31 protein-coding genes are annotated in these 23,743 nt (G+C 38.6%); 24 read left to right on the forward strand and 7 right to left on the reverse strand.

The window, feature by feature from the left end:
• Positions 1-294 precede the first annotated feature (294 nt).
• Together R5H20_RS11455 and R5H20_RS11460 are read left to right on the forward strand one after the other, a co-directional pair.
• A complete protein-coding gene (locus tag R5H20_RS11455) occupies positions 295-783 on the forward strand; it encodes a cation:proton antiporter regulatory subunit (protein WP_006636982.1) in 489 nt (162 codons plus the stop codon).
• Positions 784-799: 16 nt separating this feature from the next.
• Positions 800-2,023 (forward strand): cation:proton antiporter, encoded by a 1,224-nt coding sequence (locus R5H20_RS11460; RefSeq protein ID WP_006636983.1) that lies wholly within the window; start codon positions 800-802, stop codon positions 2,021-2,023.
• Positions 2,024-2,639: 616 nt separating this feature from the next.
• Here R5H20_RS11460 and R5H20_RS11465 read toward each other — a convergent pair.
• A complete protein-coding gene (locus R5H20_RS11465; RefSeq protein WP_006636984.1) occupies positions 2,640-3,023 on the reverse strand; it encodes a UPF0715 family protein in 384 nt (127 codons plus the stop codon).
• 530 nt (positions 3,024-3,553) lie between these two features.
• Between R5H20_RS11465 and R5H20_RS11470 the strand changes: the two genes are divergently transcribed.
• Complete coding sequence (locus R5H20_RS11470; protein WP_006636985.1) at positions 3,554-3,805, forward strand: hypothetical protein; 252 nt, start codon at positions 3,554-3,556, stop codon at positions 3,803-3,805.
• 262 nt (positions 3,806-4,067) lie between these two features.
• Here the strand turns inward: R5H20_RS11470 and alr are convergent, their stop codons facing one another.
• Entirely contained in the window at positions 4,068-5,249 is a 1,182-nt protein-coding gene (gene alr / locus R5H20_RS11475) for an alanine racemase (protein ID WP_006636986.1), read from the reverse strand.
• 263 nt (positions 5,250-5,512) lie between these two features.
• Here alr and R5H20_RS11480 point away from each other — a divergent pair, with 263 nt between their 5' ends.
• From R5H20_RS11480 to R5H20_RS11495, 4 genes are all read left to right on the forward strand, one after another.
• Complete coding sequence (locus tag R5H20_RS11480; RefSeq protein WP_040348003.1) at positions 5,513-5,899, forward strand: hypothetical protein; 387 nt, start codon at positions 5,513-5,515, stop codon at positions 5,897-5,899.
• A gap of 70 nt (positions 5,900-5,969) precedes the next feature.
• The gene (locus R5H20_RS11485; RefSeq protein ID WP_006636988.1) at positions 5,970-6,434 is read left to right on the forward strand and encodes a DUF2691 family protein; all 465 of its coding nucleotides are present in this window, start codon (positions 5,970-5,972) and stop codon (positions 6,432-6,434) included.
• Between the two features lie 29 nt (positions 6,435-6,463).
• Positions 6,464-6,898, forward strand: coding sequence for a dUTP diphosphatase (locus tag R5H20_RS11490; RefSeq protein WP_006636989.1), 435 nt, complete (start codon positions 6,464-6,466; stop codon positions 6,896-6,898).
• A 428-nt stretch (positions 6,899-7,326) separates the two neighbouring features.
• The gene (locus R5H20_RS11495) at positions 7,327-7,767 is read left to right on the forward strand and encodes a hypothetical protein (RefSeq protein ID WP_006636990.1); all 441 of its coding nucleotides are present in this window, start codon (positions 7,327-7,329) and stop codon (positions 7,765-7,767) included.
• Between the two features lie 380 nt (positions 7,768-8,147).
• Here R5H20_RS11495 and adhP read toward each other — a convergent pair whose 3' ends face one another.
• The gene (adhP, locus tag R5H20_RS11500) at positions 8,148-9,164 is read right to left on the reverse strand and encodes an alcohol dehydrogenase AdhP (protein WP_006636991.1); all 1,017 of its coding nucleotides are present in this window, start codon (positions 9,162-9,164) and stop codon (positions 8,148-8,150) included.
• Between the two features lie 275 nt (positions 9,165-9,439).
• Between adhP and R5H20_RS11505 the strand changes: the two genes are divergently transcribed.
• The 9 genes from R5H20_RS11505 to R5H20_RS11545 all read left to right on the forward strand — a co-directional run bounded on the left by R5H20_RS11505 (position 9,440) and on the right by R5H20_RS11545 (position 14,537).
• On the forward strand, positions 9,440-9,946 hold the full coding sequence (locus R5H20_RS11505; RefSeq protein WP_006636992.1) for a Rok-like winged helix domain-containing protein: 507 nt from the start codon (positions 9,440-9,442) through the stop codon (positions 9,944-9,946).
• Positions 9,947-10,170: 224 nt separating this feature from the next.
• Positions 10,171-10,398 (forward strand): hypothetical protein, encoded by a 228-nt coding sequence (locus tag R5H20_RS11510; protein WP_224254505.1) that lies wholly within the window; start codon positions 10,171-10,173, stop codon positions 10,396-10,398.
• Between the two features lie 273 nt (positions 10,399-10,671).
• A complete protein-coding gene (locus R5H20_RS11515; protein WP_236835616.1) occupies positions 10,672-10,809 on the forward strand; it encodes a response regulator aspartate phosphatase in 138 nt (45 codons plus the stop codon).
• A 327-nt stretch (positions 10,810-11,136) separates the two neighbouring features.
• A complete protein-coding gene (locus R5H20_RS11520; RefSeq protein WP_006636995.1) occupies positions 11,137-11,439 on the forward strand; it encodes a hypothetical protein in 303 nt (100 codons plus the stop codon).
• The gene (locus R5H20_RS11525; RefSeq protein ID WP_006636996.1) at positions 11,440-11,643 is read left to right on the forward strand and encodes a helix-turn-helix transcriptional regulator; all 204 of its coding nucleotides are present in this window, start codon (positions 11,440-11,442) and stop codon (positions 11,641-11,643) included.
• A gap of 86 nt (positions 11,644-11,729) precedes the next feature.
• Complete coding sequence (locus tag R5H20_RS11530; RefSeq protein WP_006636997.1) at positions 11,730-12,146, forward strand: VOC family protein; 417 nt, start codon at positions 11,730-11,732, stop codon at positions 12,144-12,146.
• A 336-nt stretch (positions 12,147-12,482) separates the two neighbouring features.
• The gene (locus R5H20_RS11535; protein WP_006636998.1) at positions 12,483-12,659 is read left to right on the forward strand and encodes a hypothetical protein; all 177 of its coding nucleotides are present in this window, start codon (positions 12,483-12,485) and stop codon (positions 12,657-12,659) included.
• A 137-nt stretch (positions 12,660-12,796) separates the two neighbouring features.
• A complete protein-coding gene (locus tag R5H20_RS11540; RefSeq protein ID WP_006636999.1) occupies positions 12,797-13,570 on the forward strand; it encodes an acetoin reductase in 774 nt (257 codons plus the stop codon).
• A gap of 241 nt (positions 13,571-13,811) precedes the next feature.
• Entirely contained in the window at positions 13,812-14,537 is a 726-nt protein-coding gene (locus R5H20_RS11545) for an NPP1 family protein (protein ID WP_006637000.1), read from the forward strand.
• 406 nt (positions 14,538-14,943) lie between these two features.
• On the opposite strand, the gene R5H20_RS11550 is transcribed toward R5H20_RS11545, so the two are convergent.
• Entirely contained in the window at positions 14,944-15,042 is a 99-nt protein-coding gene (locus R5H20_RS11550; RefSeq protein ID WP_081605354.1) for a YjcZ family sporulation protein, read from the reverse strand.
• 194 nt (positions 15,043-15,236) lie between these two features.
• Here R5H20_RS11550 and R5H20_RS11555 point away from each other — a divergent pair, with 194 nt between their 5' ends.
• Positions 15,237-16,172 carry an aldo/keto reductase gene (locus R5H20_RS11555; RefSeq protein ID WP_006637001.1) on the forward strand — a complete coding sequence of 312 codons (936 nt, stop codon included), beginning with the start codon at positions 15,237-15,239 and terminating at the stop codon, positions 16,170-16,172.
• Positions 16,173-16,186: 14 nt separating this feature from the next.
• On the opposite strand, the gene R5H20_RS11560 is transcribed toward R5H20_RS11555, so the two are convergent.
• Positions 16,187-16,636: a YrvL family regulatory protein gene (locus R5H20_RS11560; RefSeq protein ID WP_006637002.1), complete on the reverse strand. Its 450-nt coding sequence runs from the start codon at positions 16,634-16,636 to the stop codon at positions 16,187-16,189.
• A 542-nt stretch (positions 16,637-17,178) separates the two neighbouring features.
• The gene (locus R5H20_RS23595; protein WP_373870216.1) at positions 17,179-17,517 is read right to left on the reverse strand and encodes a hypothetical protein; all 339 of its coding nucleotides are present in this window, start codon (positions 17,515-17,517) and stop codon (positions 17,179-17,181) included.
• 323 nt (positions 17,518-17,840) lie between these two features.
• On the opposite strand from R5H20_RS23595, the gene R5H20_RS11570 reads away from it, so the two are divergent.
• The 6 genes from R5H20_RS11570 (at position 17,841) to speG (ending at position 22,724) form a co-directional block, all read left to right on the forward strand.
• Positions 17,841-19,100: an MFS transporter gene (locus tag R5H20_RS11570; protein WP_006637005.1), complete on the forward strand. Its 1,260-nt coding sequence runs from the start codon at positions 17,841-17,843 to the stop codon at positions 19,098-19,100.
• Positions 19,101-19,294: 194 nt separating this feature from the next.
• Positions 19,295-20,425, forward strand: coding sequence for a Rap family tetratricopeptide repeat protein (locus R5H20_RS11575; RefSeq protein ID WP_006637006.1), 1,131 nt, complete (start codon positions 19,295-19,297; stop codon positions 20,423-20,425).
• Between the two features lie 442 nt (positions 20,426-20,867).
• Complete coding sequence (locus R5H20_RS11580) at positions 20,868-21,458, forward strand: TetR/AcrR family transcriptional regulator (RefSeq protein WP_006637007.1); 591 nt, start codon at positions 20,868-20,870, stop codon at positions 21,456-21,458.
• 71 nt (positions 21,459-21,529) lie between these two features.
• On the forward strand, positions 21,530-21,865 hold the full coding sequence (locus R5H20_RS11585) for a DMT family transporter (RefSeq protein ID WP_006637008.1): 336 nt from the start codon (positions 21,530-21,532) through the stop codon (positions 21,863-21,865).
• Complete coding sequence (locus R5H20_RS11590) at positions 21,865-22,179, forward strand: DMT family transporter (protein ID WP_006637009.1); 315 nt, start codon at positions 21,865-21,867, stop codon at positions 22,177-22,179. Before R5H20_RS11585 ends, R5H20_RS11590 begins: the two co-directional genes overlap by 1 nt.
• A 17-nt stretch (positions 22,180-22,196) precedes the next feature.
• Positions 22,197-22,724, forward strand: coding sequence for a spermidine N1-acetyltransferase (gene speG, locus R5H20_RS11595; RefSeq protein ID WP_006637010.1), 528 nt, complete (start codon positions 22,197-22,199; stop codon positions 22,722-22,724).
• A gap of 74 nt (positions 22,725-22,798) precedes the next feature.
• On the opposite strand, the gene R5H20_RS11600 is transcribed toward speG, so the two are convergent.
• A complete protein-coding gene (locus tag R5H20_RS11600; protein WP_006637011.1) occupies positions 22,799-22,984 on the reverse strand; it encodes a DUF4177 domain-containing protein in 186 nt (61 codons plus the stop codon).
• Between the two features lie 173 nt (positions 22,985-23,157).
• On the opposite strand from R5H20_RS11600, the gene resA reads away from it, so the two are divergent.
• Complete coding sequence (resA, locus tag R5H20_RS11605; protein WP_006637012.1) at positions 23,158-23,700, forward strand: thiol-disulfide oxidoreductase ResA; 543 nt, start codon at positions 23,158-23,160, stop codon at positions 23,698-23,700.
• The last annotated feature ends 43 nt before the right edge of the window (positions 23,701-23,743 follow it).

The raw sequence follows: 23,743 nt of genomic DNA on the forward strand, positions 1-23,743 counted from the left end.
AGGAGGCTCATTGAGCAATATATGTAAATTATGTTGAGTGCGTTAATTTTATAAAATATGTAAAAAAGTGTTCGGAACAATCTTACCTTCTTTTTTGTCTTCACATCTAAATTTATCGGAGTAAGAAGGGGCAATAGGGAAGGAGGTTTCTTTTGAAAACGGTTTCATCATTCGGCCCTTCTGAGTCGTTCAAATGTCTTGGAATTTAAAATGGGGAAGGAATGCAAAATTGAAGTCAATCTTAAGAAAAGCCCTAATCCATATCCATTATTGTTTTCAGAGGAGGAATATTAAATGAATATTCGGGAAATTGAGCTTCCGGGAATCGGATATAAGTTTGAGATCTTTACAAAAAATCAGGATAAGTTGGTCATTGTAATCCATGATGACGGCCGCAGAGAAATTTATCATTTTGATGCTGACGATCATGAAGAGGTTTTGGTCAGTGCTACATTTAACGATTCTGAAGCCAGAAAAATTGCAAGTATACTAGGAGGTATGGCATATAAACCTAAAGCTTTAGAAACTGTAGAATTTGCCTTTGATGATACAATCATTGAATGGTATCAAGTAGAGCCCAATGCACCCGCTGTAAATAAAACCATTGGTGAAATTGATATCAGAAATAACTTTGGAGTTACTGTCATTGCTATTAAGAAAAAAAACAGCAAAAAGTCACACAATCCGGGATCTGATACAGTTATTGAAGCTGGCGACACATTAGTTGTTTCAGGAGAAAGACAGCAGATTAAAGAATTAATTAAAAAGCTGCTATCAACGTAAGGAGTGGAGAATATAGATGGATCACTTAGTATTTGAAGTTGGTACGGCACTTGTTATAGTTGCGATTGGAGCTGTTGTTGCAAACAGACTAAAGTTTTCAATCATCCCCTTTCTAATTATTTTTGGGATGATTGTGGGCCCACATGCTCCGACGATTGGGATCATTGATTTAACATTTATCGAAAGTCAGGAGATTATTCAATTCCTAGGCCGAATAGGCGTACTTTTTTTGCTTTTCTATTTAGGGCTTGAATTTTCCGTTGGCAAACTGGTCAAATCAGGGCAAAACATCGTAGTAGGCGGCAGTATCTATGTGGCCATTAACTTTATCTTAGGTCTTCTGTATGGATTTGTCACAGGTATGCCTTGGATGGAAACACTCATTATTGCTGGACTGCTTAGTGTATCTTCTAGTGCGATTGTAGCCAAAGTTCTTGTCGATTTAAAAAGAACAGCTAATCCCGAAACAGAGCTCATACTGGGGATTATTTTATTTGACGATATCTTTCTGGCTTTATTTTTAACAACTGTATCGGGAATTTTGCTTGCAGGTTCTACATCTTTTCTCGGTATCTTCACCTCTGTACTTATTTCTGTTGGTTATATGTTACTATTCTTTATTATCGCACGAAAAGGAGCCTCGTTATTAAATAAATGGTTAAACATAAAATCAGATGAAATTTTTATTATTGTGATATTTTCGATCCTATTTTTTGTTGCGGGATTTTCAGAAACACTTCACGTGGCAGAAGCGATTGGTGCCTTATTGTTAGGTTTGGTTTTTTCTGAGACTGAGCATCGGGATCGTATTGAACATCTTGTCGTTCCATTTAGGGATTTCTTTGGGGCCATTTTCTTTTTCAGTTTTGGATTAAGTATTGATCCATCAACATTAGCTGATGCCATTTGGCTGGCACTAGGTGCAGCTATACTTACGATAATAAGCAATTTTGTGGCCGGAATGATTTCTGGAAGGAAAGCGGGGCTATCCCATAAAGCTTCTACTAATATCGGATTAACCATCATGGCTCGGGGAGAATTTTCTATCATCGTAGCTAATTTAGGGGTTACAGCAGGATTAAATCCTATTTTAACGCCTTTTACCGCGCTCTATGTTCTCATTCTGGCAGTTGCAGGACCACTTATGGCAAAAGAAAGTAAGAGTTTTTATAAACATTTAAACAAAATTTTCAAGTGGAGCAAACCTGCGGAAAAGAGAAAAATGAAAACACCCAATTAATCTATATGCCTATCTTTCCCAATTGGCAACAGTTACTTCACTTAAACTTACATTATCAACATAACATTCACTTTCCTTCAATAAAAATCAGCTTCTTTCAAACTACGTTGCTTTGCACTATTGGAGTGAGAGCCGCAGCGGATGGCTTCACATGTGCGTTTTTCCTTTCTTTTTGTCTTATACGATCTTGTACTGATACATTCGGCAACTGGGGCTTCTTATGATCCTGCCTCCGTTTCCTTGAATCCGCAAATTGTTAAGAGTGAGTGATCTTATTTCAAAGTAATGCCGCAATAGAATCTTCACCCCAAATGTAAAATCATTCTCCTTAATCATTTGCGGTATATTGTTTGCCGTAATTGGGTCGGCTGATACAATAATTACTTCAATTTTTTTGTTTGGTCTGGGTGTTTTATACGAAAACAATGTCAGAAATAGAGGGACGCATAACGTCGTCTTCTTTTTTTATCGTGCTATTAGATTATAATCCGCACACAAGTCTATCCTTGGGAGTGCGAGCAGTATATGCTCAGTATCAATCTGTCGACCTCTTGACACCACTGGTGCCAAGGGGTTTTAATTCGCGGGTATTTTTAATAGTAAGATGCAGGAAAAATTAATGCTCGGTAATTTTCTTTTGTGCAACTATCGAATCCCAAAACCAGTATGTAATAGCAGCAACCACACTATAGAAATATATTTCAAGTCTTGCAAATAAGGGCGGATAACCAGGGATGCTTGCGAGATAAAAAAGCAAAAAGTTTGCTGCCGATGACACGAGTAAATAGAACAGGAAATAAACGAACGAGAATTTTTTTGGTTTTTTATTCAGAACATACTGCAAAGGAATCGCAAATATTAATAAAGGGAAGAAAAAATAAAAAGGAAATACAATGATCAAATATATTTGAGAGAAAGCGCCAGTTATCAAATATTGAATCAAGCCTAAGGTTAGGCTTGAAAACAAAATCGTTATAGTGAAACCTGCCATTTTTTTCATAAAGCCCCTTCCTTGTGTAATCAATACATTTTAGCTGAAGGTTGAGGTTTAAACGTCAAAAATTGTCCATTCTATTCTAATGCCAAATCAAGTTCCTGCTGAAGTTTTCTTCTTAAATGGCCACATGCCAATATTCACCTCGAATCTATTATCGAGCAAATGTGGAAATTTTTAAAGGGGGACTAGTGTTCAAATAGGTTGAGAAGAAACACTGGAATCCAAGAGTTTATTGATAAATTTATAGAGTTACCCAATAGGCATTATTGTAAAGTCCGCTATAATAGCAAAGAGAAGCATACTTAAAGCGAACCCCGCCCTGAAAAGTGGTGTTCTTTTGTTTTTCGGTTAAGGAAGAGGGGTTGAAAGGGAACACTCCTTATTAAACAAATGTAAATATGTGTATTATTTTTGAAAAATTTTTCAATTCTACATTATTTGACAATTTTTTCATCCTTGAAGTGTTAAGATCAAGATGCCTATTAAATGGACAAGCATTTAATAGGACAACAAAATGTAAAGGGGATGTGTTTATGTTTAAAAACAAATTCAAAAAAGTAGTGGGAGCGGTTGCAGTTGCCGGGGCTTTGTTAGTATCTGGACTACCTGCAAGTGCGGCGCCGGATTTAACGCCTATTCGAGATAAATATCCAGATGCATATCAATTCCAATGGAATGGCGACAATACTGTAACTGTTTTCTTTAGAGACAGTGAAGGTAAATCTTATTCTAGAACATATACATGTGTAACAGTTATCAGTGGTACTTGCTACGTATATAAGTGATTAAATCGTAACTTATTTTTTAAATTCTGTCTCAAGCAATTGAGACAGAATTTTTTTATCGCATTATTGGTAAACTTCTTCATCTTCCTTTCACTCAGCAGCTTTATAGTGACTGCATCAAGGATTGGAATGGGGAGGCGGTTGCACCATATACGACCATAATAGCTAATGATGTTAACATCACTTTGTTTCCTTTTTTGGATAAAGTGATGTTCTTCTGTGCAACCCCTCAAGTAAGGTGATTACAAGAGGGATTAAAAACCTACACGTATAATACCGGAGTCGACACCTTCAAAATCTCGCCATCTCTTATATAAATACGAGGGACGCGGCGGCTTATGGTAGATACCACTTCATAGTTAATCGTATCCAGCATGTCAGCCACTTCATCAACGGAAATCTCTGCTCCTTTTTGCCGGCCGTAAATCACAACTTCCTCTCCTTGTCTCCCTTCACCCTCTCCTAAACTAACCATTATCATATCCATTGTCACTCTTCCCGCCACCGGCACTCGTCTTCCGCGATGAAGAACAAACCCGCGATTGGAAAGTGCGCGGGAATAACCGTCAGCATAGCCGACCGGAAGTGTAGCGATTACTTCCCCAGGCTCCGCGATGTATGTAGCACCATAACTAATGGTCCGCGGTTCTGTCAGCATGGTTTTCACATAAGCGATACGCGCTTTCAAACTTAATGCAGGAACAAGCTTAACGAGATTGAGTTGCTTTATATATTCTGAAGGATATAGCCCATACATACCTATACCTAAACGAATCATATCAGCGCTAAACTCCGGGAAAGCGATAGAAGCAGCCGTGTTATTCATATGCACGGTGGGCAGCTCAAACCCTTGATCTTTTAGAAAGCGAAGAAAACTGATAAACTTATCATGCTGCAGTCTGGTGAGTGTAGTATCTGGCTCATCAGCTGTTGAAAAATGTGTAAAGATTCCTTTCCATCTAAGGAATTTGCTTGCTGTAAGTGCTTTCACTATTTCTAAAAGCTTTTCTTTTGTCCGTACACCTAATCGCCCCATGCCGGTATCCACATTAATATGGATATTCAACCGGTTCGTCTCCGCTTCTTTTTCCAATATTTCGTTCGCTTCTTTTATCCAATCAACCTGAAATGCTGATAACGTGATATTCCATGCTGCTGACTCTTTGACACATCTAAGGGGTGTAAAACCAAGCACAAGGATAGGTGCTGTAATCCCCGCTTTTCGTAATACGATTCCTTCCTCAAGGCTGGCAACAGCGAGCTCACTCGCCCCATGTTCCAATGCATGGCGCGCCACTTCGACCGACCCGTGACCATAAGCGTTCGCTTTTACGACAGCCATAATTTTGCTCTTCTTTGGAATATGATGGCGAATCGCTCGTAAATTTTTTTTAATGGCATCAAGATCCACTTCTGCCCAAACTTCACGGCAAAGCTTTTTCATCAACGTTTCCTTCTTTCTTATAGAATAGTATAAACCGCATGTAGCCGTTCCATAAATTCCTTAACATCAATGTTGGTGCTTTCAATCTAATTTTTATTCAACCTTTACTGAAATCATTCAACAGTAAACCGTTGATATAACGAGAAGAAGTTCATCGATGTCACAACTAGGGGATCATATACATCATAAATTCAAGAGGCCTTTTCAATCTTCTGTTTGAGAAAATTCGGGATCACTCTTTGCAGCTATTGAAGAAGAGAAGTTTGCTGAGCAGTATTGAATTAATGCAATCTGGGAAATCACCTATCAAATTATCCATGGTATATGAAGAAAATGAGTTTGGGGCAGACCTGAAGATGTTAACTTTATTGGTTGATTATGAAAATAAAATCGCTCGATTTTTCTTGACCACAATAGGAAATGGGTGCAAAACAGCAACAGAAGACATTATAATCAAACTTGGACTACTTGTCATCATTCCACTCTTGCGATTGTTGTTACGTACGGGCAGCAGAGTATGGAGTGATGAGGTCACTGTCACAATCCTTCTCGTCAAAAATGGAAATAAAATGAAATGCAGTATTAGGTCAAGTGTGAAGATGAGAAAGGGGACTGGCGTCAAAGTTTTAGCTGGAGATAAGGGTTATTAGATTGTTATACTTTAATTAGGTTTGAGTATATAATTACATATTCAGTTTTTGACCCTAGAAAGGAGTTTTAATGAGAAGGGGAGTAAGTTTTCAAATACCAAATGAATATGGAAACTACCTATGGAAGATATTAAAGCCATTTAACGTAGGGAACTATTTGTGGAAAATGGGTGGGGAATCTTATTTCGTTATAGACGGTGAGTTAGATTATGAACAATTCCTTTTAGACAACTCAGTAATTGAAGGAGCAGACTTAGCCAGTCGTTTACGAAATAATCAGTACTATGCCATTTTCGTTGAATTACGAGCATATCCATTGGGCAAAGTAGTTAATCAAATCAATACATATGAAGAGTTTATGAACAGTGAATGCGAACTTGTCCTATTATTGGTAGACAGTAGTTATGTTTCGATATACTGCAAAGACATAAATGTTGTTGAAAAGCTTTATCTAAATGCCTTAAAGAATGAATTCGAAGATGTTAAATTTATAACTGATGAAAACGATGTAAGAACAAGTCTTACCGTATGGTAATGCAATAAATAATAAAGGAGCTAATACATATGTCACTGCAAATCAAAATCAAATATTCAGATGAAACACAAACACGAATTTCAAAAATTGCACAAGGTGATTGGATTGATCTAAGAGCCGCGGAAGATGTATCAATTCCAAAAGGCGAGTTTAAATTGATCCCTCTTGGAGTAGCGATGGAATTGCCTGAAGGATATGAAGCTCATGTTGTTCCTCGTTCAAGTACATATAAAAACTTTGGAATCATTCAGACAAATTCTATGGGCGTGATTGATGAGTCATACAAAGGGGACGATGATTTCTGGTTTTTCCCGGCTTATGCGTTAAGAGACACTGAAATTAAGAAAGGAGAACGTATTTGCCAGTTCAGAATCATGAAGAAGATGCCTGCAGTTGAATTGGTTGAAGTTGATCATTTAGGCAACGAAAATCGCGGAGGACACGGCTCAACCGGCACTAAGTAAATAAACAAGCCTTGGCTGCCTTCATACTATGCAGAGTGCAGCCAAGGGATCATTTTTATATTTTCGCCTCCGCATGACATCAAGTGGAAGAAATTAACAAATTGAAAAATAAAATGTTCTTAAAATTAACCATAGCCATAATGACAGCTCTCAAACAACTTGGATTATCGGCATGGCCACTCATCCGGGTGTAACATTCGAGTAATGCAAACAATTCTTTTCCGATAATGACATTTTTCCCTTCATTAACACCAGTTGTTCATGTTATCAGTTTTCTATAGAAGGGGGTACTGCTTCTCTATTTCAGACCTCACTTGTTCGATCGACGCTTCCATCACTAAACCACTTAAAGACACTTTACAATTAAACTTCTGATTTCCTTTTTATTGAAAAAGAGTTATAATGCGGGTAAATAGGGAGGGGTGTTCATGAAAAAATTTTTAGCTTGTACGGTGTTAACATTTTTATTGGCTTTGAATTTCAATGTGCAGAATTCAATGGCAAAGATCACAAAGGATCAAAAAAAAGTCAGTTTTACGATGACTGAGGATAACATAGGGTTTTTTATGGCTGACAGTAATAATAAGGATAATTATTCAACCTGGCCTTATTACAGATTTACAATATTTAATGCGGATGGATGTACTCTCAACATTAAATTGCAGAGGATAACAATAAGCAATAGATATTTTACGCTAAGCGAAAAAGAGTTTACTGGAAATCATTTTGATTTTAGCGCCACCGACAAAGTAGCAGGAACCCCAAGAAGGAACCATTATATAGACATTACTAAGGTGTCTGATGGCTGCGGTGACGTCAAAATTAAAGGTTTTTACGGCTTTGAACATGAGGAGCCGGACTGGAATTAATCTGAAACGTTTAATGCCGCCTGAAAGGAGAGAACTGCTTCCCTTTCTATTCAACACATCAATAAAACGCTGTCTAAACAATTTTTCTCTCCTTTCAAGATCATCACTATCTCCACCGTATTGGCTTATGAGAATTGATGCAGAGAGAAACCATTCTTCAAGTGCATCCTCAAATATTTCTGATAGTTCCTCCTTCACCATAAAAACAAAACCCTCGATACTCTGGAAGGATGATTCGCATATATCGGCCATAACGAGATATCCTTCTGGCATAGGCGATTCGAGCAGTTCATAAGCCGATAGCTTTAAAGAAGAGGGGACCCAAGGCTATCGACAACATCTCGACAGCCTTATTGATTTGGACTTTTACTTTAAAATTATTACTCAGCAAAATCTATAACCATACGGCCTGTTACTTTACCCTGTTCCATTTCTTCAAAAATATCATGAACATCTTGGATTGGACGTTTTGTAACTTTAGGAACAACCTTGCCTTCTGCAGCAAATTGGAAAGCTTCCTTCAAGTCTTCTCTAGTACCAACTAATGAACCTATAACTTGAATTCCATCCAGTACAAGACGAGGAATATCCAAATCCATCTTGTCTACGGGTAAACCAACAGCAACTGCTCGAGCGCCAGCTTTTACAACATCAATTGCTTGGTTGAAAGGGGTTTTAGCAACAGCAGTAATTATTGTAGCATCAAGACCTAAACCGTTTGTCACTTCTTTTGCCGTAGCAACTGGGTCTTCATTTAAGCTGTTTACAACAATATCTGCACCTAAGCTTTCAGCAAGCTCCAATTTTTCATCGTTAATATCGAAAGCAATCACTTTAGCGTTAAATACATTCTTTGCATATTGCACAGCTAAGTTGCCCAAACCACCGACACCAAATACACCGATCCATTGACCAGGCTTAATTTCACTGACTTTTACTGCTTTATATGTTGTTACACCTGCACAAGTAATACTGCTTGCTGCTGCCGGATCTAAATTTTCAGGCACTTTTACTGCATAATCGGCTGTTACGATTGCTTCTTCAGCCATTGCTCCATCAACTGTATAACCGGCATTTTTCACATCACGGCATAGTGTTTCACGACCTGTTAAGCAGTACTCACAGTGACCACAGCTTTCAAACATCCACGCAATAGAGACGCGATCTCCCTCTTTTAAGGTCGTTACGCCTTCACCAATCTCGGTTACAATCCCTATTCCTTCATGACCTAAAGTGACGCCTGCAACATCACCAAAATCAGCATTCTTAACATGTAAGTCAGTATGGCATACACCGCAGTATTCCATCTTGACTTTGGCTTCACCATGTTTTAAAGGACGCAATTCTTTTTTTACTACCTCTACACTTTTGTCTTTTGTTGCTATTACTGCTTTCATTCAAATAAAACCCCTTCCAATTTTTGTTAGGTAATTGGTCCTACACTCATAATTTAGCACACTATTCTGTTCTCAAAATCAACATAAATATGAACTTTTTAGATAAAAGGCAGTCCGTGTACTCAAATGATATAATTTCGACACCCTAAAAAAGGGGAATCAACTTCCGTCGTGAGAAGGAGCTTATTGCATTTAAATAAATTAACAAAACAATTGTTAAAGTTAAAAAATTGCTATAAACTATAATAAAATAATATTTTTGGGAGATGGGAATGTTGTTCAACGAAAGAGATGCACTCCGATTAAGACTTGAACAGCTCAAAGATGCTGAGATTAATGCCGTGCGGGAACTTCGAACAGAGCGAAATGAAATTTATGCAAAGCTGCGTGAATTAGACAGTCAGGGTGATTCCCCCGAAATGAATAAAAAATCATTAATTGAGCTGGTCAGTGAAACCGCAAAGTCTTTTGAAAATAATAAATTAAAACATCCGGCTTCATCAAATGATTCCATCTCAAAACCGAGAAAACCCAAACCTGGAACAAAGGCTTATAAACACCGTGAAGCAGCATTAAAAATATTACAGAACCAAAAAGGTGAAATAAGGGGTTATGAGCTTCAAAAGGAAATTGAAAAAGAAACGGGTATACCCATCAATAATATGACAACTTTTATGCAGGGGTTGATGAGATTCCATCCTGAAGTTGAAAAAACATATCGCGGCCGCTATGTTTATAGAAAAACGAAAGCGAATGCAATGAATGAAAGCCCTTCTGAATAAGGGCTTTCTTACATGTGATAACACAAATACAAATGTAACAAGGCCATAAGAACCACGCTTCAAGAAATGAAGAAGAGGGTTTACACTTGTGCAGGCGGCATCAGATTTTGTTCCCCTTGGCTATTTTTAGCGTATTTTTAAATTTAAGATCTGCATCATAGGAATAAACGGAAGAAGTTTACATATCGGAAGAGTTAAACCAAGGGGCGGTTATTCATTCGATCATGAGAATTTTAACAACCGGCGGTGCATTTTTTATGGGATTCATTTTAACTAGAGTCAAGGTGAATCGATATGGGGAGTTGTTTGTCGCCGCTGGAATAGTTGAGGGAACAGCATTTTTCATTACAGGCATGAACTCACTTTTGCTTCTGGTTTTTATTGCAGCCTTTGTATTAGGAGCGACAATTAATGCCATCAATGTCCCTGAGCATACAAATATCGGTTGCTGATGAAGATCAACCCCAAGTATACGCTATTATAAGCATGATTTCATATGTGATGATTCCTCTGGGCGCTTTAATAGCTGAGTATATGGAATATATTTTTCTGTATATAGAATATTTAGAGTTTTAAAGAGAGATAATATTAATTTTCTTATCAAGAAGGGCATCTTTTCATCGCTTTGCTTCATTTAACGAGAGGGGGTTAAGAAGTGGCTACTGAAAGCGTGATTCCTTATCAAGAATAACAGGCGTGCTGCTGCAGAAAAAGCAAAAGAAGAGGTGGAGCAAGAAATAGCAATGATGGAAGAAAATCAAGATGCTCTTGTTTATTTTTCGTTGTTGGAGTTCCGTCATCAGCTTATGCTGGGAGAACTTTATCCAACTGCTGATACAACGATAAGCAATACAAAAAGCTGAAGGAAACAAAGTGGGAACGAAGATCTCAACGGAATGCTTGAATATTATTATCATTTTTTATGGGAATGTACTACTTCAGACAAAAAGAGCTTGTATTCTCATTGAATTGCTACAGAAGGGCTGAAATGGAAATCGAAGCGATCGAAAGTGACCGAACAGAAAAGGCTGAATCTTATTTTAGGCTGTTTTCTAAAAGATTGTTGTTTTTAGTTATAATTGTATAAAAAAAATTTATAGTGTAAAAAGTATTTGACATTTTTGAAGCTATTGCTACAATAATAAGTGTCAAATACTTTTTACATTTTTAATAAGGAGGAAAACTAAAAAATGGATTGGGTTAAAATTGTGTATTCAGTCATATTATTAGTTTGCGGAATTTTGATTTTTGCTGCACCATTTTCTCAAAAGGGTGATGAAAGAAGGAAGTTTATCAACACGAAAGCTCAATCATATGTATTTATCGTAGTTACAGGTATGCTGATTTTAGAAGTTGCACAGTCAATTTATCTAACTATTCAGGGGAATACTTCTTATAATGGTTATGGAATTTCGCCGATAATGTTTCTGACGGTGATTTTAATTATATACCTGGTAACATTACTAATTTACAGGAAAAAATATGGTGATTAAATGGAAAATCACATTAAGAAATTAAGAAAATCAGCTAAATTATCCCAGGAAGAACTGGCTAAACTCTGTAAGGTATCCAGACAAACAATAAATGCAATTGAAAATGATAAATACGACCCTACTTTACAATTAGCGTTTGACATAGCCTCTGTATTGGATACCACAGTAGATGAGCTTTTCATCAGTGGTTCAATTAGAAAGTGATAAAACGAGCTTTTTCAAACTGACTTGGGCAATTAAAGAGACTTCTTTTTTCTGATGCGAAAAAATCTTTTTGGGGGGGCTATATTTTGAAACCAAGAATTACAGTGATAACACTGGGAGTAGAAGATTTGGAAAAATCACTTCATTTCTACCGCGATGGATTAGGGCTTTCCACAGACGGTATTGTTGGAAAAGAGTTTGAACATGGTGCTGTTGCTTTTTTCGATTTACAAGCAGGCCTCAGGCTTGCAATTTGGAAGAGGGATGATATCGCCCATGACACTAAGCTTAAAAAGACAGCGCCAAGCCCAACAGAATTTACGATAGGGCATAATGTTGGAAGCAAAGAGGAAGTAGATGAGGTCATGGCACGGGCGAAGAAAGCAGGTGCCGCTATAACAGTTCCGCCACACGATACTTTCTGGGGCGGCTATTCTGGATATTTCCAAGACCCTGATGGCCATCTATGGGAGGTAGTCTGGAATCCGGATTGGGAAATTTAAAAATTGTTTGTTTTGTGTTTCGAAAGGCTAATCTTAATATAGATATCACTATAAAGAGACATCCGTTAGGATGCCTTTTCTTTTTTAAACTTCGCTTGTTCAGTAAGGTTGTATGGAGCTGCTTTTGACAGCTGATCACTTCCTTTCCTTGTTTAAATTTGGAATAGAAGCAAACATAAGAAAAAGAACTCAAAGCATCCATCAGGAACATTGACTCAATTTTTTGATTTTTTATGTATGACAAAAAAGAAATATGATAGGGTTAGTGGTAAATAATGATCCAAAGTAATATTGTAGAATCCTAGGGTTGCAGTCAATTCTAAATGGGGGAGCCTCATGAACAACAAGAAAAGTGTTTTTGATATTGTAATGTACATTATTTTCGGTGTGATAAGCCTTTATTTAGTGTCGAAAACTGATTTTGGCACTGGAGTGTTAGTGTTTATTGCAATTTTATATCTTGCTGCAATTTTTTATAAGGTTAAACAAGTATTTAGTCATGCTGATTCTTAAGGTTTTCCTCTCTGCAAAATCAGTCATTCAAACTACATTTAATTAAGCGCCCCATGCGTCTGCAAACAAAATTGACATCGATTTTGCTATACTGAAAGAGATGAACACACTAATTTTTTCGCAAAAGGGGAATGTTTATGAACAAGGTAGCAATCGTTACAGGTTCTGCAGGCGGATTAGGGAAAGGCATAGCTGAGAGGCTATGCAAGGATGGTTTTCGTGTTGTGCTGCATGATATAAATGAAGCACTGCTAAACAAAACGGTTTCAGAATTTGAAGAAAAAAATTTTCGTGTTATCGGTGTTAAAGGGGATGTATCTAAACGAGAAGACCAGTTCAATTTAGTGAAAAAAGCAGTCGCTGCATTTGGCCGTTTAGATGTTTTTGTGAACAATGCGGGGATCGATGCGGTTTCGCCGTTTTTGGAAATTACAGAAGAACAGCTCAACAGATTGTTTAACATTAATGTGAATGGTGTGGTATTTGGCACTCAGGCAGCGGCAGAACAATTCATTAAGCAAGAAACAAAAGGAAAAATCATTAATGCCTGCAGTATAGCAGGCCACGAATCATTTGAAATGCTTGGCACATATTCTGCAACTAAGCATGCCGTAAAATCTTTCACACATTCAGCCGCTAAAGAGTTGGCTAAATATAAAATAACCGTAAATGCATACTGTCCAGGTGTTGCAAAAACAAAAATGTGGGACAGAATCGATGAAGAAATGGTTAAGTACAGTGATGACTTAAAGCCGGGGGAAGCTTTTGAAAAGTTCTCTTCAGAAATTGCGCTCAAAAGATATCAAACACCTGAAGATGTCGCTAATTTAGTATCTTTCTTGGCTTCAGATGATTCAGATTATATAACCGGCCAGGCTATACTGACTGATGGCGGTCTTGTTTATCGATAAGAAATGCAGTGCATCGGTTGGAAATTAAAAGAGAGATGATCAGAAATGATCGTCTCTCTTTTATTTATCGTGCTATCGTTTAAGAAAATATTGAGAAAAGGAGGAGTCTCCAGTTTTTAACCTGGGGATTCCTTTTATAAATCGAATCACATCCATCCTTGAAAAATAGTACAAATGATGCAATTGACAAAGCATGCCCCTTACATACAATCAATCTTATAAAGGAAGAGGAGGTAAAAAAATGAAGAAAATTGTATGTGCCGCACTGTTACTGTCATTTTTTTCATCTGCCAGCCTGGTTCCAACTGCAAATGCAGGTGTCATTGATCATGACAAAGTGGTAGGATTCAAAGAAGTAGCCCCTTCAACCGTTTCTCAAAAAGCAGCAAAACGTTTTCAGCCATATTTGAAGGTGTACAGCGGATGTGTGCCATTTCCTGCAGTCGATGCGCAAGGCAACACAAGTGGAGGGTTGGAGCCTACTGGAGCGCCTGAAGGACATTGCAGCAAAAATACTGGACAAGTATATACGCGCTCTGCCTGGTACAATGGAGTTTGGGCTATTATGTATTCCTGGTATTTTCCTAAAGATGAAGCTTCGCCTGGATTAGGTCATAGACACGACTGGGAAGGAATCGTCGTATGGGTTGATAATCCGGCAAATCAAAATCCAAAAGCTTTATCGGTTGCATATTCAGGCCACGGAAAATTTACAAATGCAGCTCCTAGCGGAACCAACATGGAAGATGGCACTCATCCTTTGATTGCCTATGACAGCACGTGGCCGCTCAACCATGAATTGATGATGAGCGATCGTGTTGTAGGTGGCACTCAGCCGTTAATCGGCTGGGATGATTTAACTCCTGCTGCAAGGAATGCACTAAATACAACAGATTTCGGAAAAGCAAACGTTCCTTTTAACGATAAAAACTTTATGAATAACTTAGGAAAAGCTTGGTTTAAATAATTTCTAATTGGTTTTTACAGTTGAATCAGAAAATAGAAGCAATTTTACATATTGGCTGGTGTGATGACGATATTTAATCGAATTCATACCAGTTTTTTATTTTAAAGAACCGTCTAATGGCTGAGGGTTTTTTGGGACAGGCAGCACTTATGGAAACTGCCATTCCGGGTCATCTGTAACTGAAACTGCATGCGACGATTCTTACCCGCTGAAACAGCTGTAAAGAGAAAAGACCCTTAAAAAGGGCCTTTTATTACGTCATTCAATAACATGGGGAGGAGTAAATAAATCAGGGAAAAGCATTTTTTTCTGACAGTGGTTTGAGAGTGCAGTGATAACACCTTTTGCTTACCGTGTACCGACATGTTATTCCTGCACTTCTCAAATAGGAGTTGGGGAATGACGATTAATAAAATCCGCCGCCAACCCAGCTGGCTCCGACGATGATCAAGAGAATGAACAAAACAACAATTAACGCAAAACCTGTTCCGTAACCTCCGCTCATGTAGTTCACCTCCTTGAAGTCATAGTTCATCCTATGTTAATCACGAGTTATTGTATAGATCATATATAAGGGGTTTCAAAAATAAACTTATAATCTTTATTCACCAGTTTTTCCAAGGAGGAGAGGGTGCCCGTATCGAATACTAGGAGTAAACAGCAATTCTCACCAGCACATCTCAAAAGGAGGTATTTTAAGTGAAATACAACAGGATAGCTAATACCGATTTGCAAGTGTCAAATCTGATAATGGGAAATATGCGTTTAACTGAGCTGTCTGTATCTGCTGCTGAAAAGCTTATTCGTACAGCGATGGAGGAGAACATTAACTTTTTTGATCATGCAGATATTTATGGATCCGAATTTGTCGGCCAATGTGAGGAACATTTTGCGAAAGCGGTTCAAATGAACGCCGGTATACGCGAGAAAATGGTTCTGCAAACGAAATGCGGCATCAACTCCGCAAAAAATTACTATGATTTTTCAAAAGAGCATATTATTGATTCCGTCAACAATAGTTTAAATCGATTAAAAACGGATTATCTGGATATTCTTTTGCTTCATCGTCCCGACCCGTTGATGGATCCGGAGGAGGTTGCCGAGGCGTTTGATGAGCTTCATGCCAGCGGAAAGGTAAGGTATTTTGGCGTATCAAACCACAATCCGGCACAGATTCAATTACTGGAAAAGTATATTCGGCATAAAGTGGTGGTAAACCAGCTCCAATTCAGCATTGCCCATACACCGCTGATTGATGCGGGAATTGCTTTAAATATGGGAGCAGATCAAGCGATTAACCGCGACAGCAGTATATTGGAATATTGCCGTCTGCATGATATTACGGTACAAGCATGGTCGCCCTTCCAAACCGGCTTTTTTAAAGGGCCGTTTTTGGGAGATCATGAAAAATTCCCAAAACTAAATGAAGTGATTGAGCAAATTGCTAGAAAATATGATGTGCCAAACACGGCAATCGCTGTTGCTTGGATTACAACTCATCCGGCTGATATTCAAGTGGTGCTCGGTACGACGAAAATGAAGAGAATGAAGGATGCGTGCAAGGGTTCTGAAATCAAGCTGACCCGTGAGGAATGGTATGAGATTTACAAAGCAGCCGGCAACATCGTGCCATAAATATAAAATTGTTTTTAATGAGATTTAGCGTGTTTTTTATCAAACACCACTTCAATGAAAGCAATCAAGGCTGAGGCGGCTAAAAGAACGTGTGCAGGTATAAAAATGCTGGACATGATCCTGTCTACAATGTGAAATGTGATCAAATTCATAAAAAAATGGATTGTAAATGTTAGAGAAAGATATAAAGCTCTGTTATCAAAAGATAGAGAGACCATAACGACCAGTATTTTTTCAATAAATTCAAAAAACGCGCCGACTAAAAAGCAAAGAAGAATAAAGATCACGATGGAGGTGTTCGATTCATAAGAAACACCAAATAGCCTGAAAAATCCGGTGACGCCAAAAAAGATAAAAAACGCGGTGATTGCAACAGCCACAAAGAGAATCAGACCGATGCCAATGATGACGCTTAACTTAGACTTCAAATCCAATTTTTTGAAGGGTAAATCTTTTTTGTTCATGTTTCAGCTGTACTCCTTTAGTTCTTTGTTTCGGTGCGTTTTTTTCTGTTTATAAAAGGCAGGGCCGTACACATCATGAGAGTGCTTATGGCCGTTATACCCGCTATTATCATTTCTTTTGATTGGAAATAAAGAATGACACTATTAACCAGAACCGTTAATACAGACACTGTGGCTATTCTTATGGAAAATCGCAAATGAAGCATGTTGATAAAGATATAAAACATAAAGTACTCCAATAGAGCCATGACTGGTATGTAAGAAAATATCATGAATGCATAGATGAACGTATCGTCCCATTCATTAAGTACTCCCAGCCGAAAAAGATGTAAATAGATGAGACTTAAAAACGTTATATGGCAGATGAAAAAACCGGCAATGATTTTTTTAATCATATCCATCATTAAATGTCATTCCTTTTTACAGCGGATGAAAAGGACAGGTTATCATATATAGGCCATACATAGCAGCAAAAGCTTGAAAGGGGGAAAGCGGTTACCACAGATTATTAACAAAGCTGCAACCGGCTTTCAATGAATCAGTTAATCTTTTTTGTTAAGAAGGAAGTATCCTAATTTTGAGGCTAAGTATAAAGTCAGAGCGATCATTAAAGTTCTGGAGATGACGATTCCGTCAATCGCTAAATCATACCCTGCAGGTATTAAAGCATCAGTATAAAAGATAAAATATATTGATATGATGAAAGAGAAAAAAATAAAAAGAGCCCCCAAAAAACCGGCTTTGTTAAACTTCATATGTATTCCACCTTCTTTAAACCCGAATTTTTCAGCTATATTGTATGTATCTGAACCTCCCCTGCTCCATTCATGTACCAGCCATTTGTGATTATACGGTGTTTTAGCTGCCGGACATTGTTTCATAAGTCGGACCGTTAAAATGAATATGTTCACCACGAATCATATCATTGGAAGACATGGGAAATCAAGGCTTGCCGTTTGTCAAGCCATACGTTTCGTTTTCCATTTAGATGAATAAACACATTTTTAGTCTTGTTATATTTCACGAATGGAATATAACGCCATGTCTATATTGCTGATAAAGCAATCATGTGAGAAGGCTCTTACTATAACGAGAGAATGTAAAAGTCCTTCATGCACTTATTGACTTGCAAACCAAAAATAGGATACCTTAATAGATAGCTATTGTAAAAATGAGGGATTTTTGTAAGGGGGATTTCGGAGAAATGGATGGGACAAACACGGTTTGGCAAAAAAACTTCACGTTTCTTTTTTATTCAAAAATGGTAAAGATAACGGCAGATACCTTGGCGTTTAATACGATTCTGTGGTTTTTGATTCTGGATGGCAAAGGGGCTCTCGGTACTGCTTTTTTAATAGCTGTCACTTTTCTTCCTCAGGCCGTTATAGGGCCAATCATCACGCCGCTGATGAACACAGCCGCACTAAAGTTCTGGATGTTTTTTTCTGATCTGACAAGGGCATTCATCATGCTGGTGATTCCAATATGCTATTTTAATGGCTTTTCTCCGCTGTGGTTTATCATCTTACTCATGCTTATTCATTCAGCCACAGGAGCTTCATATGACCCTGCATCTGTTTCCATCATTCCGAAAATTGTGAAAGAGGATCTCATTCAAAAGGCGAATGCAGTGATCCAGTCTTCGGGTCAAATTGTAAAACTGGCTGCTGTGACGCTTTGCGGCGCTATGATCGTTGTGATCGGCGCAGCCTATACAATGCTGATCATCCTTCCGCTCTACATGATGTCGGCCTTTCTGGTTCTTTTGATTACGTACCATACAAAAGCTGAAGAAGCGAAAGCCGGGGGCCCTAAACAGCAGGGTACATATTTGAAGAAATTAAAAAGGGGATTTGCTCTTGTCCGGCAGCATCATATTTTGTTTCCGCTTGCGGTCTATTGCATTTTTTTAAATATAGGTTCCGCTCCATGGGAAGCATTGGCTGCAGTCTATATTGCCGAAGATTTAAACGAGGGGCCGATGGTTCATTCCATCATGAGGATCTTAACAGCCGCAGGAGCATTTTTGATGGGATATATTTTGACAAAAGTAAAAGTGAATCGATATGGGCTGCTGTTTGTCGCAGCCGGAATGGTAGAGGGCGCAGCATTTTTCTTGACCGGAATGAATTCAATCTTGCTGCTTGTATTCTTAGCGGCTTTTACTCTTGGAGCAACAATCAGTGCAATCAATGTCCCTGAACATACGATTATTCAGATATCGGTTGATGATGATGATCAGCCGCAAGTATTTGCCGTTATCAGAACGATCTCGTATGTCATGATTCCGTTGGGGGCGTTAATCTCAGGCTACGCAGCGGAAATTTTTGGAGCGGGAAAAGTAATTGCTTTTGGAGGGCTGGTTGAAATCCTTGCAGGGATAGGGGTGTTAACATTTACAAAACTTTGTCGGTCACAGCGCTCAGACTTGATAAGGGAAAAAGAGGGAAGCGTAAAAATGTAAGAAAATCATTTATTTGCATTACATATTCTTAAGATTCTGAAAATATCGTATAATATAATAAACATCAATAAATATTTGGGAGTTGCTTAAAGAGTGCGTGCGGTAAAGTTTCACACGATATTGAACAAGTCCAAAAGATACGGGATGAAACAATTTCATTTTTATCATTTATCCCAACGGAAGGGGTTTGAAACTTGTCCAATGAAATGGTGATTCCTTATGATTGGGTAGCAACGAAAATGAATCATTGGTATGTCGCTATTAAAAATAATTGGGTGAAGACAGCTGAAGAACGAAAAGAGGAAGTTAAAAAAGAAATAGCACTGATGGAAGAAAATCAAGATGTGCTCCTTTATTTTTCCCTTCTGGAATTCCGCCACGAACTGATGCTTGACTACCTCTATCCAGATGTGAAGAGGGATATTGAAAAGCGATATGAAGAGCTGAAGACAACGAGAAGAAGCAAGAACTTAAATGGGAAGCTTGAATATTATTATCATTTCTTTATGGGAATGTACTATTTCAGGCAAAAAGAACTGATTCATTGTTTGAATTTCTACAGAATAGCGGAGCAAGAACTCGATTCTATCGAAGGGGAAGAAGTGGAGAAAGCTGAATTTTACTTTAAGATGTCTGAAGTCTTTTACCATATGAAGCAGACATACTTTTCGATGCATTACGCCAGACGCGCCTATCATATTTACCGCAACGACCCCAGCTATGGCGGCAGACAGGTTCACTGTCAGTTTGTCATTTCAGGAAACTGGCTCGATAATATGCGCAATGAAGAAGCGTTAAAGCACGCGAAGCAAGCATTAGAAGATGCCGAGAAACTTGGCGAAAATTATTTGATCCGCAAAGCGCTTTTTAATGTTGGATTATGTTATGATAAGCTTGAAGAATATGCTAATGCTTCCCTTTATTACAAAAAATCACTTGACATTCAAGAGCCTGAAAATTTGAACTATCAGGCAAGAACGTTGTTTATGATGGCGTTTAATGAAGGGAAACAAAATAATCTGGAAAATGCCAAGGAATTTTATAAAAAGTCAAAGAAGTTAGCGAAACAATGCAGAGAGGAAACCGTGCTCGAAAAACTAAAAATGGTTAAAGGTCTTTACTTATCTCCGAATTTAGACCTTTTACGGGAAACATTTCAATACTTCGAAAAAACAAACATGTATCCTGATATGGAATGGTACGGCGTTTTTATCGGGGACTTTCTGTCCAGCAAGCGGGAATTAATGGGCGCAAACGAGTTTTACCGCAAGGCGATTGACGCACGAATAAAAATTCAGCGGGGTGAATTGTTGCTTGAAGTCTAAAATTTTCATTTATGCAGTTGTTTTTTTGGGAATCACAGGGATTATCGGCACGACCAACGTCCAATACGAAAGTGCAGCATTTAAAGCTGCTGAAAGAATGGAAACGTAATGGAATACAGGGGCTTTTTTCAACGCAAGACAACCTTGAATTAGGTTGTCTTGTCGATTGAGTGGCGTCGATAACAGACATCTGCATGCATACCAAATAGGCGCTGCAAGGAGTTTTTCTTTGCTGGCAAAGGGCAATTAACATCAATCCACCCGCCGGATTCGCTCGGTTATTTCATTTAGTGACAAGACAGTATCATAGAATACGGTTGTGGATTTTCATTCATCGAAGACCGTTTCAACGTTCAGCAAAACGGCTCAAGCCTCTGTTGACACGAAAAAATTGATCCGCTAAAATGAATGAGAGTCATTCATTTTTAGGGAGGTCTTCAATATGCCAAAACAAACGTCGGGGAAATATGAAAAAATTCTGCATGCGGCCATTGAAGTCATTTCTGAAAAAGGGTTGGATAAGGCCTCCATTTCAGATATTGTGAAACGGGCAGGGACCGCACAAGGGACCTTTTATTTATACTTCTCCTCAAAAAATGCTTTGATACCGGCGATTGCCGAAAATCTTCTGACACATACTCTGGAGCAAATTAAAGGCAAAATTGACGGCACAGAGCATTTCTGGAGGGTTTTAGAGATTTTAATTGATGAAACCTTTCATATAACCAACGTTCATAAGGATATTATCGTTCTTTGCTATTCCGGTCTTGCGATCGATCACTCAATGGAAAAGTGGGAAGCGATTTATCAGCCGTATTATTCCTGGCTTGAGGAAATCATCAAAAAAGCCGCTGAGAACGGTGACATTATTCGTGATATTAATGTAAGATGGACGGCCAGAACGATTATTAATTTTGTTGAAAATACAGCTGAACGGTACTACATTGGGGCTGAAAAAGATGAAGATCTGGAAGCATTCAAGAATGAAATTTTTACATTTCTCAAAAGGAGCTTAGTTTTACATAAAAAATGACGGGTATGCACCGTTCATTTTTTATGGCCTAAAAATGACTGACATTCATTCATATCATGGGGGTGTTTTGTTTGAGCTGGCTGCTTGTTTTCATCGCGGGTTTTCTTGAAGTGATTTGGGCCACCGCTCTTAAACATGCGGATACGTTCTCTGATTGGTTAATCATCCTTGTTTTGATTGCCGTCAGCTTTATTTTGTTAATTTGTTCTTACAAAACAATACCGATGGCTTCGGCTTACACCGTCTTTGTCGGAATTGGCACGGTTGGCACATATGCAGCAGGAATCTTTTTTGGGGAACCTTTTTCAGGAGGACAGATTTTCTTTTTAGGTTTGCTGCTGGCCGGGATTATCGGAATGAAGCTATTCACTAAAGAAAAAAACATTCAATCCAGAGGTGAACAGTAATGGCGTGGTTTTTATTATTCATTGCCGGTATTGAGGAAGTGATTGCGGCCATAGCGATGAAATATATTGATGGCATGAGAAAGAAATGGCCGATCATTGTCATGACGCTGGGCTTTGCTCTATCGTTTTATTGCCTTTCAAAAGCTATGCAGGCTCTTCCTTCCGGCGTGGCTTATGCCGTCTGGACCGGAGTAGGGAGCATCGGCGTGACAGCCGTCAGCTTTCTTTGGTTCAAGGAGCGGTTCCGTGTCCCGCAATTGATTTCCCTTTGTCTTATAATCGTCGGGGTCATTGGGCTCCGGCTTACATCTTAATAGAGGAGGATATGTACATGGATTATCAGCTGAAATTGCGTCCGTTGGAAAGAGAGGATTTGCCGTTTGTCCACCGTCTCAATAATGATGCGAAGATCATGTCTTATTGGTTTGAGGAGCCGTATGAGACGTTTGTGGAATTGCAGGATTTGTTTGATAAGCATATTCATGACCAAAGTGAACGGCGCTTTATCGTGCAAAAAGGCACAGAGATGATCGGATTGGTTGAGCTGGTCGAGATTGATTATATTCATCGGAGAGCGGAGTTTCAAATCATCATCGATCCGGAGCATCAAGGCAATGGCTATTCGTTTGATGCCACTTATTTGGCGATGAATTACGCGTTTTCGGTTTTAAATTTGCATAAGCTTTATTTAATCGTCGATGAAGAAAACAAAAAAGCGATTCATCTTTATAAAAAATCCGGTTTTTCAATCGAAAGCGAGCTGCAAGACGAGTTTTTCGTGGACGGCTTTTACCATAATGCCATCAGAATGTGCATTTTTCAAAACGAATTTTTAGCCATAAAACAAAATAAATCGTGAGCATTTATATATCTAGTTTTTAGGGGGCCACACAGAGCCGGTTCTGAAAAAGAATGAAAGCCCAGTCATCTTGACTAGGCGTCCCTTTCAAAGATCAGATCAAAATAAGCTGCTGTTCCATATCCGGAAATGCCGGGCGCGAAGATTTGAACAAACCTCCATCCTTTTTGTGCGTAATCGTGAATGATTTGTTGGTAATCTTCTTTTGGTTTTTTGTTGAATGCGCTCAGTTCGACTCTTACAAATTCATATTCTTTCATTAGCATCTCCTCCTTTATAATGATAAATACGAATAGAGGAGGGAAATGGTTCCGTAAAATATTTGCCATATATAGCATAGTTTTTTGTGCAGTATAAAGGAATTCACCCCGGCCGTATCTAAGTATTATGGGAGCTGTATCCGTGATCATGCGGGAGTCAAAGGAGAATACAGATGAAAAGACAGAAGAGATGCTTGTTCAGAATGATCATTTTCATCGTGTTATGTTCGGCCGCAGGGTTTGCTCTTTATCAGCAATTTGCGATGAACGATGACCGGGGGAAAAGCACTGAACTTCATCAGCCCGCCCCGAATTTTACATTGCCGCGGGTAAACGGCGGGGAAATCGAGCTGAAACATTTTAAAGGCAAGGCGGTTGTCGTGAATTTTTGGGGTTCTTGGTGTGAACCATGCAAAAGAGAGATGCCGGCCATTCAGAAAGCATATGAGCGCTATAAAGGAGACGATTTTGAAATCATCGGCGTAAATGTCCAGGAATCAGATGTGGCGGTGAGGAGTTTTTTGGATCGTTACGGCTTGACCTTTCCTGTGGCTATGGACAAGAGAGCAGAGGTATTCCGTTCCTGGGAGCTGCTTAATCTGCCGACAACCTTTTTTATTCATTCTGACGGCACGGTCGAGCGCGCTTATGAAGGAGAAATGTCAACCCGGCAGCTGAATCAGTGGATAGTTGAGCTATTGCAAGACAAATCATGAAAATCGGAAGGCTTTTCCGCTTTAATGTTTGCTCTTTAGAATG

Source organism: Bacillus sp. KICET-3, from assembly GCF_033261025.1.
Classification (GTDB): domain Bacteria; phylum Bacillota; class Bacilli; order Bacillales; family Bacillaceae; genus Bacillus; species Bacillus sonorensis.

Coding starts and splice junctions, on each gene's coding strand:
- R5H20_RS11455 (WP_006636982.1), top strand. CDS start 295: ATGAATATTCGGGAAATTGAGCTTCCGGGAATCGGATATAAGTTTGAG.
- R5H20_RS11460 (WP_006636983.1), top strand. CDS start 800: ATGGATCACTTAGTATTTGAAGTTGGTACGGCACTTGTTATAGTTGCG.
- R5H20_RS11465 (WP_006636984.1), bottom strand. CDS start 3,023: ATGAAAAAAATGGCAGGTTTCACTATAACGATTTTGTTTTCAAGCCTA.
- R5H20_RS11470 (WP_006636985.1), top strand. CDS start 3,554: ATGTTTAAAAACAAATTCAAAAAAGTAGTGGGAGCGGTTGCAGTTGCC.
- alr (WP_006636986.1), bottom strand. CDS start 5,249: ATGAAAAAGCTTTGCCGTGAAGTTTGGGCAGAAGTGGATCTTGATGCC.
- R5H20_RS11485 (WP_006636988.1), top strand. CDS start 5,970: ATGAGAAGGGGAGTAAGTTTTCAAATACCAAATGAATATGGAAACTAC.
- R5H20_RS11490 (WP_006636989.1), top strand. CDS start 6,464: ATGTCACTGCAAATCAAAATCAAATATTCAGATGAAACACAAACACGA.
- R5H20_RS11495 (WP_006636990.1), top strand. CDS start 7,327: ATGAAAAAATTTTTAGCTTGTACGGTGTTAACATTTTTATTGGCTTTG.
- adhP (WP_006636991.1), bottom strand. CDS start 9,164: ATGAAAGCAGTAATAGCAACAAAAGACAAAAGTGTAGAGGTAGTAAAA.
- R5H20_RS11510 (WP_224254505.1), top strand. CDS start 10,171: ATGAGAATTTTAACAACCGGCGGTGCATTTTTTATGGGATTCATTTTA.
- R5H20_RS11520 (WP_006636995.1), top strand. CDS start 11,137: ATGGATTGGGTTAAAATTGTGTATTCAGTCATATTATTAGTTTGCGGA.
- R5H20_RS11525 (WP_006636996.1), top strand. CDS start 11,440: ATGGAAAATCACATTAAGAAATTAAGAAAATCAGCTAAATTATCCCAG.
- R5H20_RS11535 (WP_006636998.1), top strand. CDS start 12,483: ATGAACAACAAGAAAAGTGTTTTTGATATTGTAATGTACATTATTTTC.
- R5H20_RS11540 (WP_006636999.1), top strand. CDS start 12,797: ATGAACAAGGTAGCAATCGTTACAGGTTCTGCAGGCGGATTAGGGAAA.
- R5H20_RS11545 (WP_006637000.1), top strand. CDS start 13,812: ATGAAGAAAATTGTATGTGCCGCACTGTTACTGTCATTTTTTTCATCT.
- R5H20_RS11550 (WP_081605354.1), bottom strand. CDS start 15,042: ATGAGCGGAGGTTACGGAACAGGTTTTGCGTTAATTGTTGTTTTGTTC.
- R5H20_RS11560 (WP_006637002.1), bottom strand. CDS start 16,636: ATGAACAAAAAAGATTTACCCTTCAAAAAATTGGATTTGAAGTCTAAG.
- R5H20_RS23595 (WP_373870216.1), bottom strand. CDS start 17,517: ATGAAACAATGTCCGGCAGCTAAAACACCGTATAATCACAAATGGCTG.
- R5H20_RS11570 (WP_006637005.1), top strand. CDS start 17,841: ATGGATGGGACAAACACGGTTTGGCAAAAAAACTTCACGTTTCTTTTT.
- R5H20_RS11580 (WP_006637007.1), top strand. CDS start 20,868: ATGCCAAAACAAACGTCGGGGAAATATGAAAAAATTCTGCATGCGGCC.
- R5H20_RS11590 (WP_006637009.1), top strand. CDS start 21,865: ATGGCGTGGTTTTTATTATTCATTGCCGGTATTGAGGAAGTGATTGCG.
- speG (WP_006637010.1), top strand. CDS start 22,197: ATGGATTATCAGCTGAAATTGCGTCCGTTGGAAAGAGAGGATTTGCCG.
- R5H20_RS11600 (WP_006637011.1), bottom strand. CDS start 22,984: ATGAAAGAATATGAATTTGTAAGAGTCGAACTGAGCGCATTCAACAAA.
- resA (WP_006637012.1), top strand. CDS start 23,158: ATGAAAAGACAGAAGAGATGCTTGTTCAGAATGATCATTTTCATCGTG.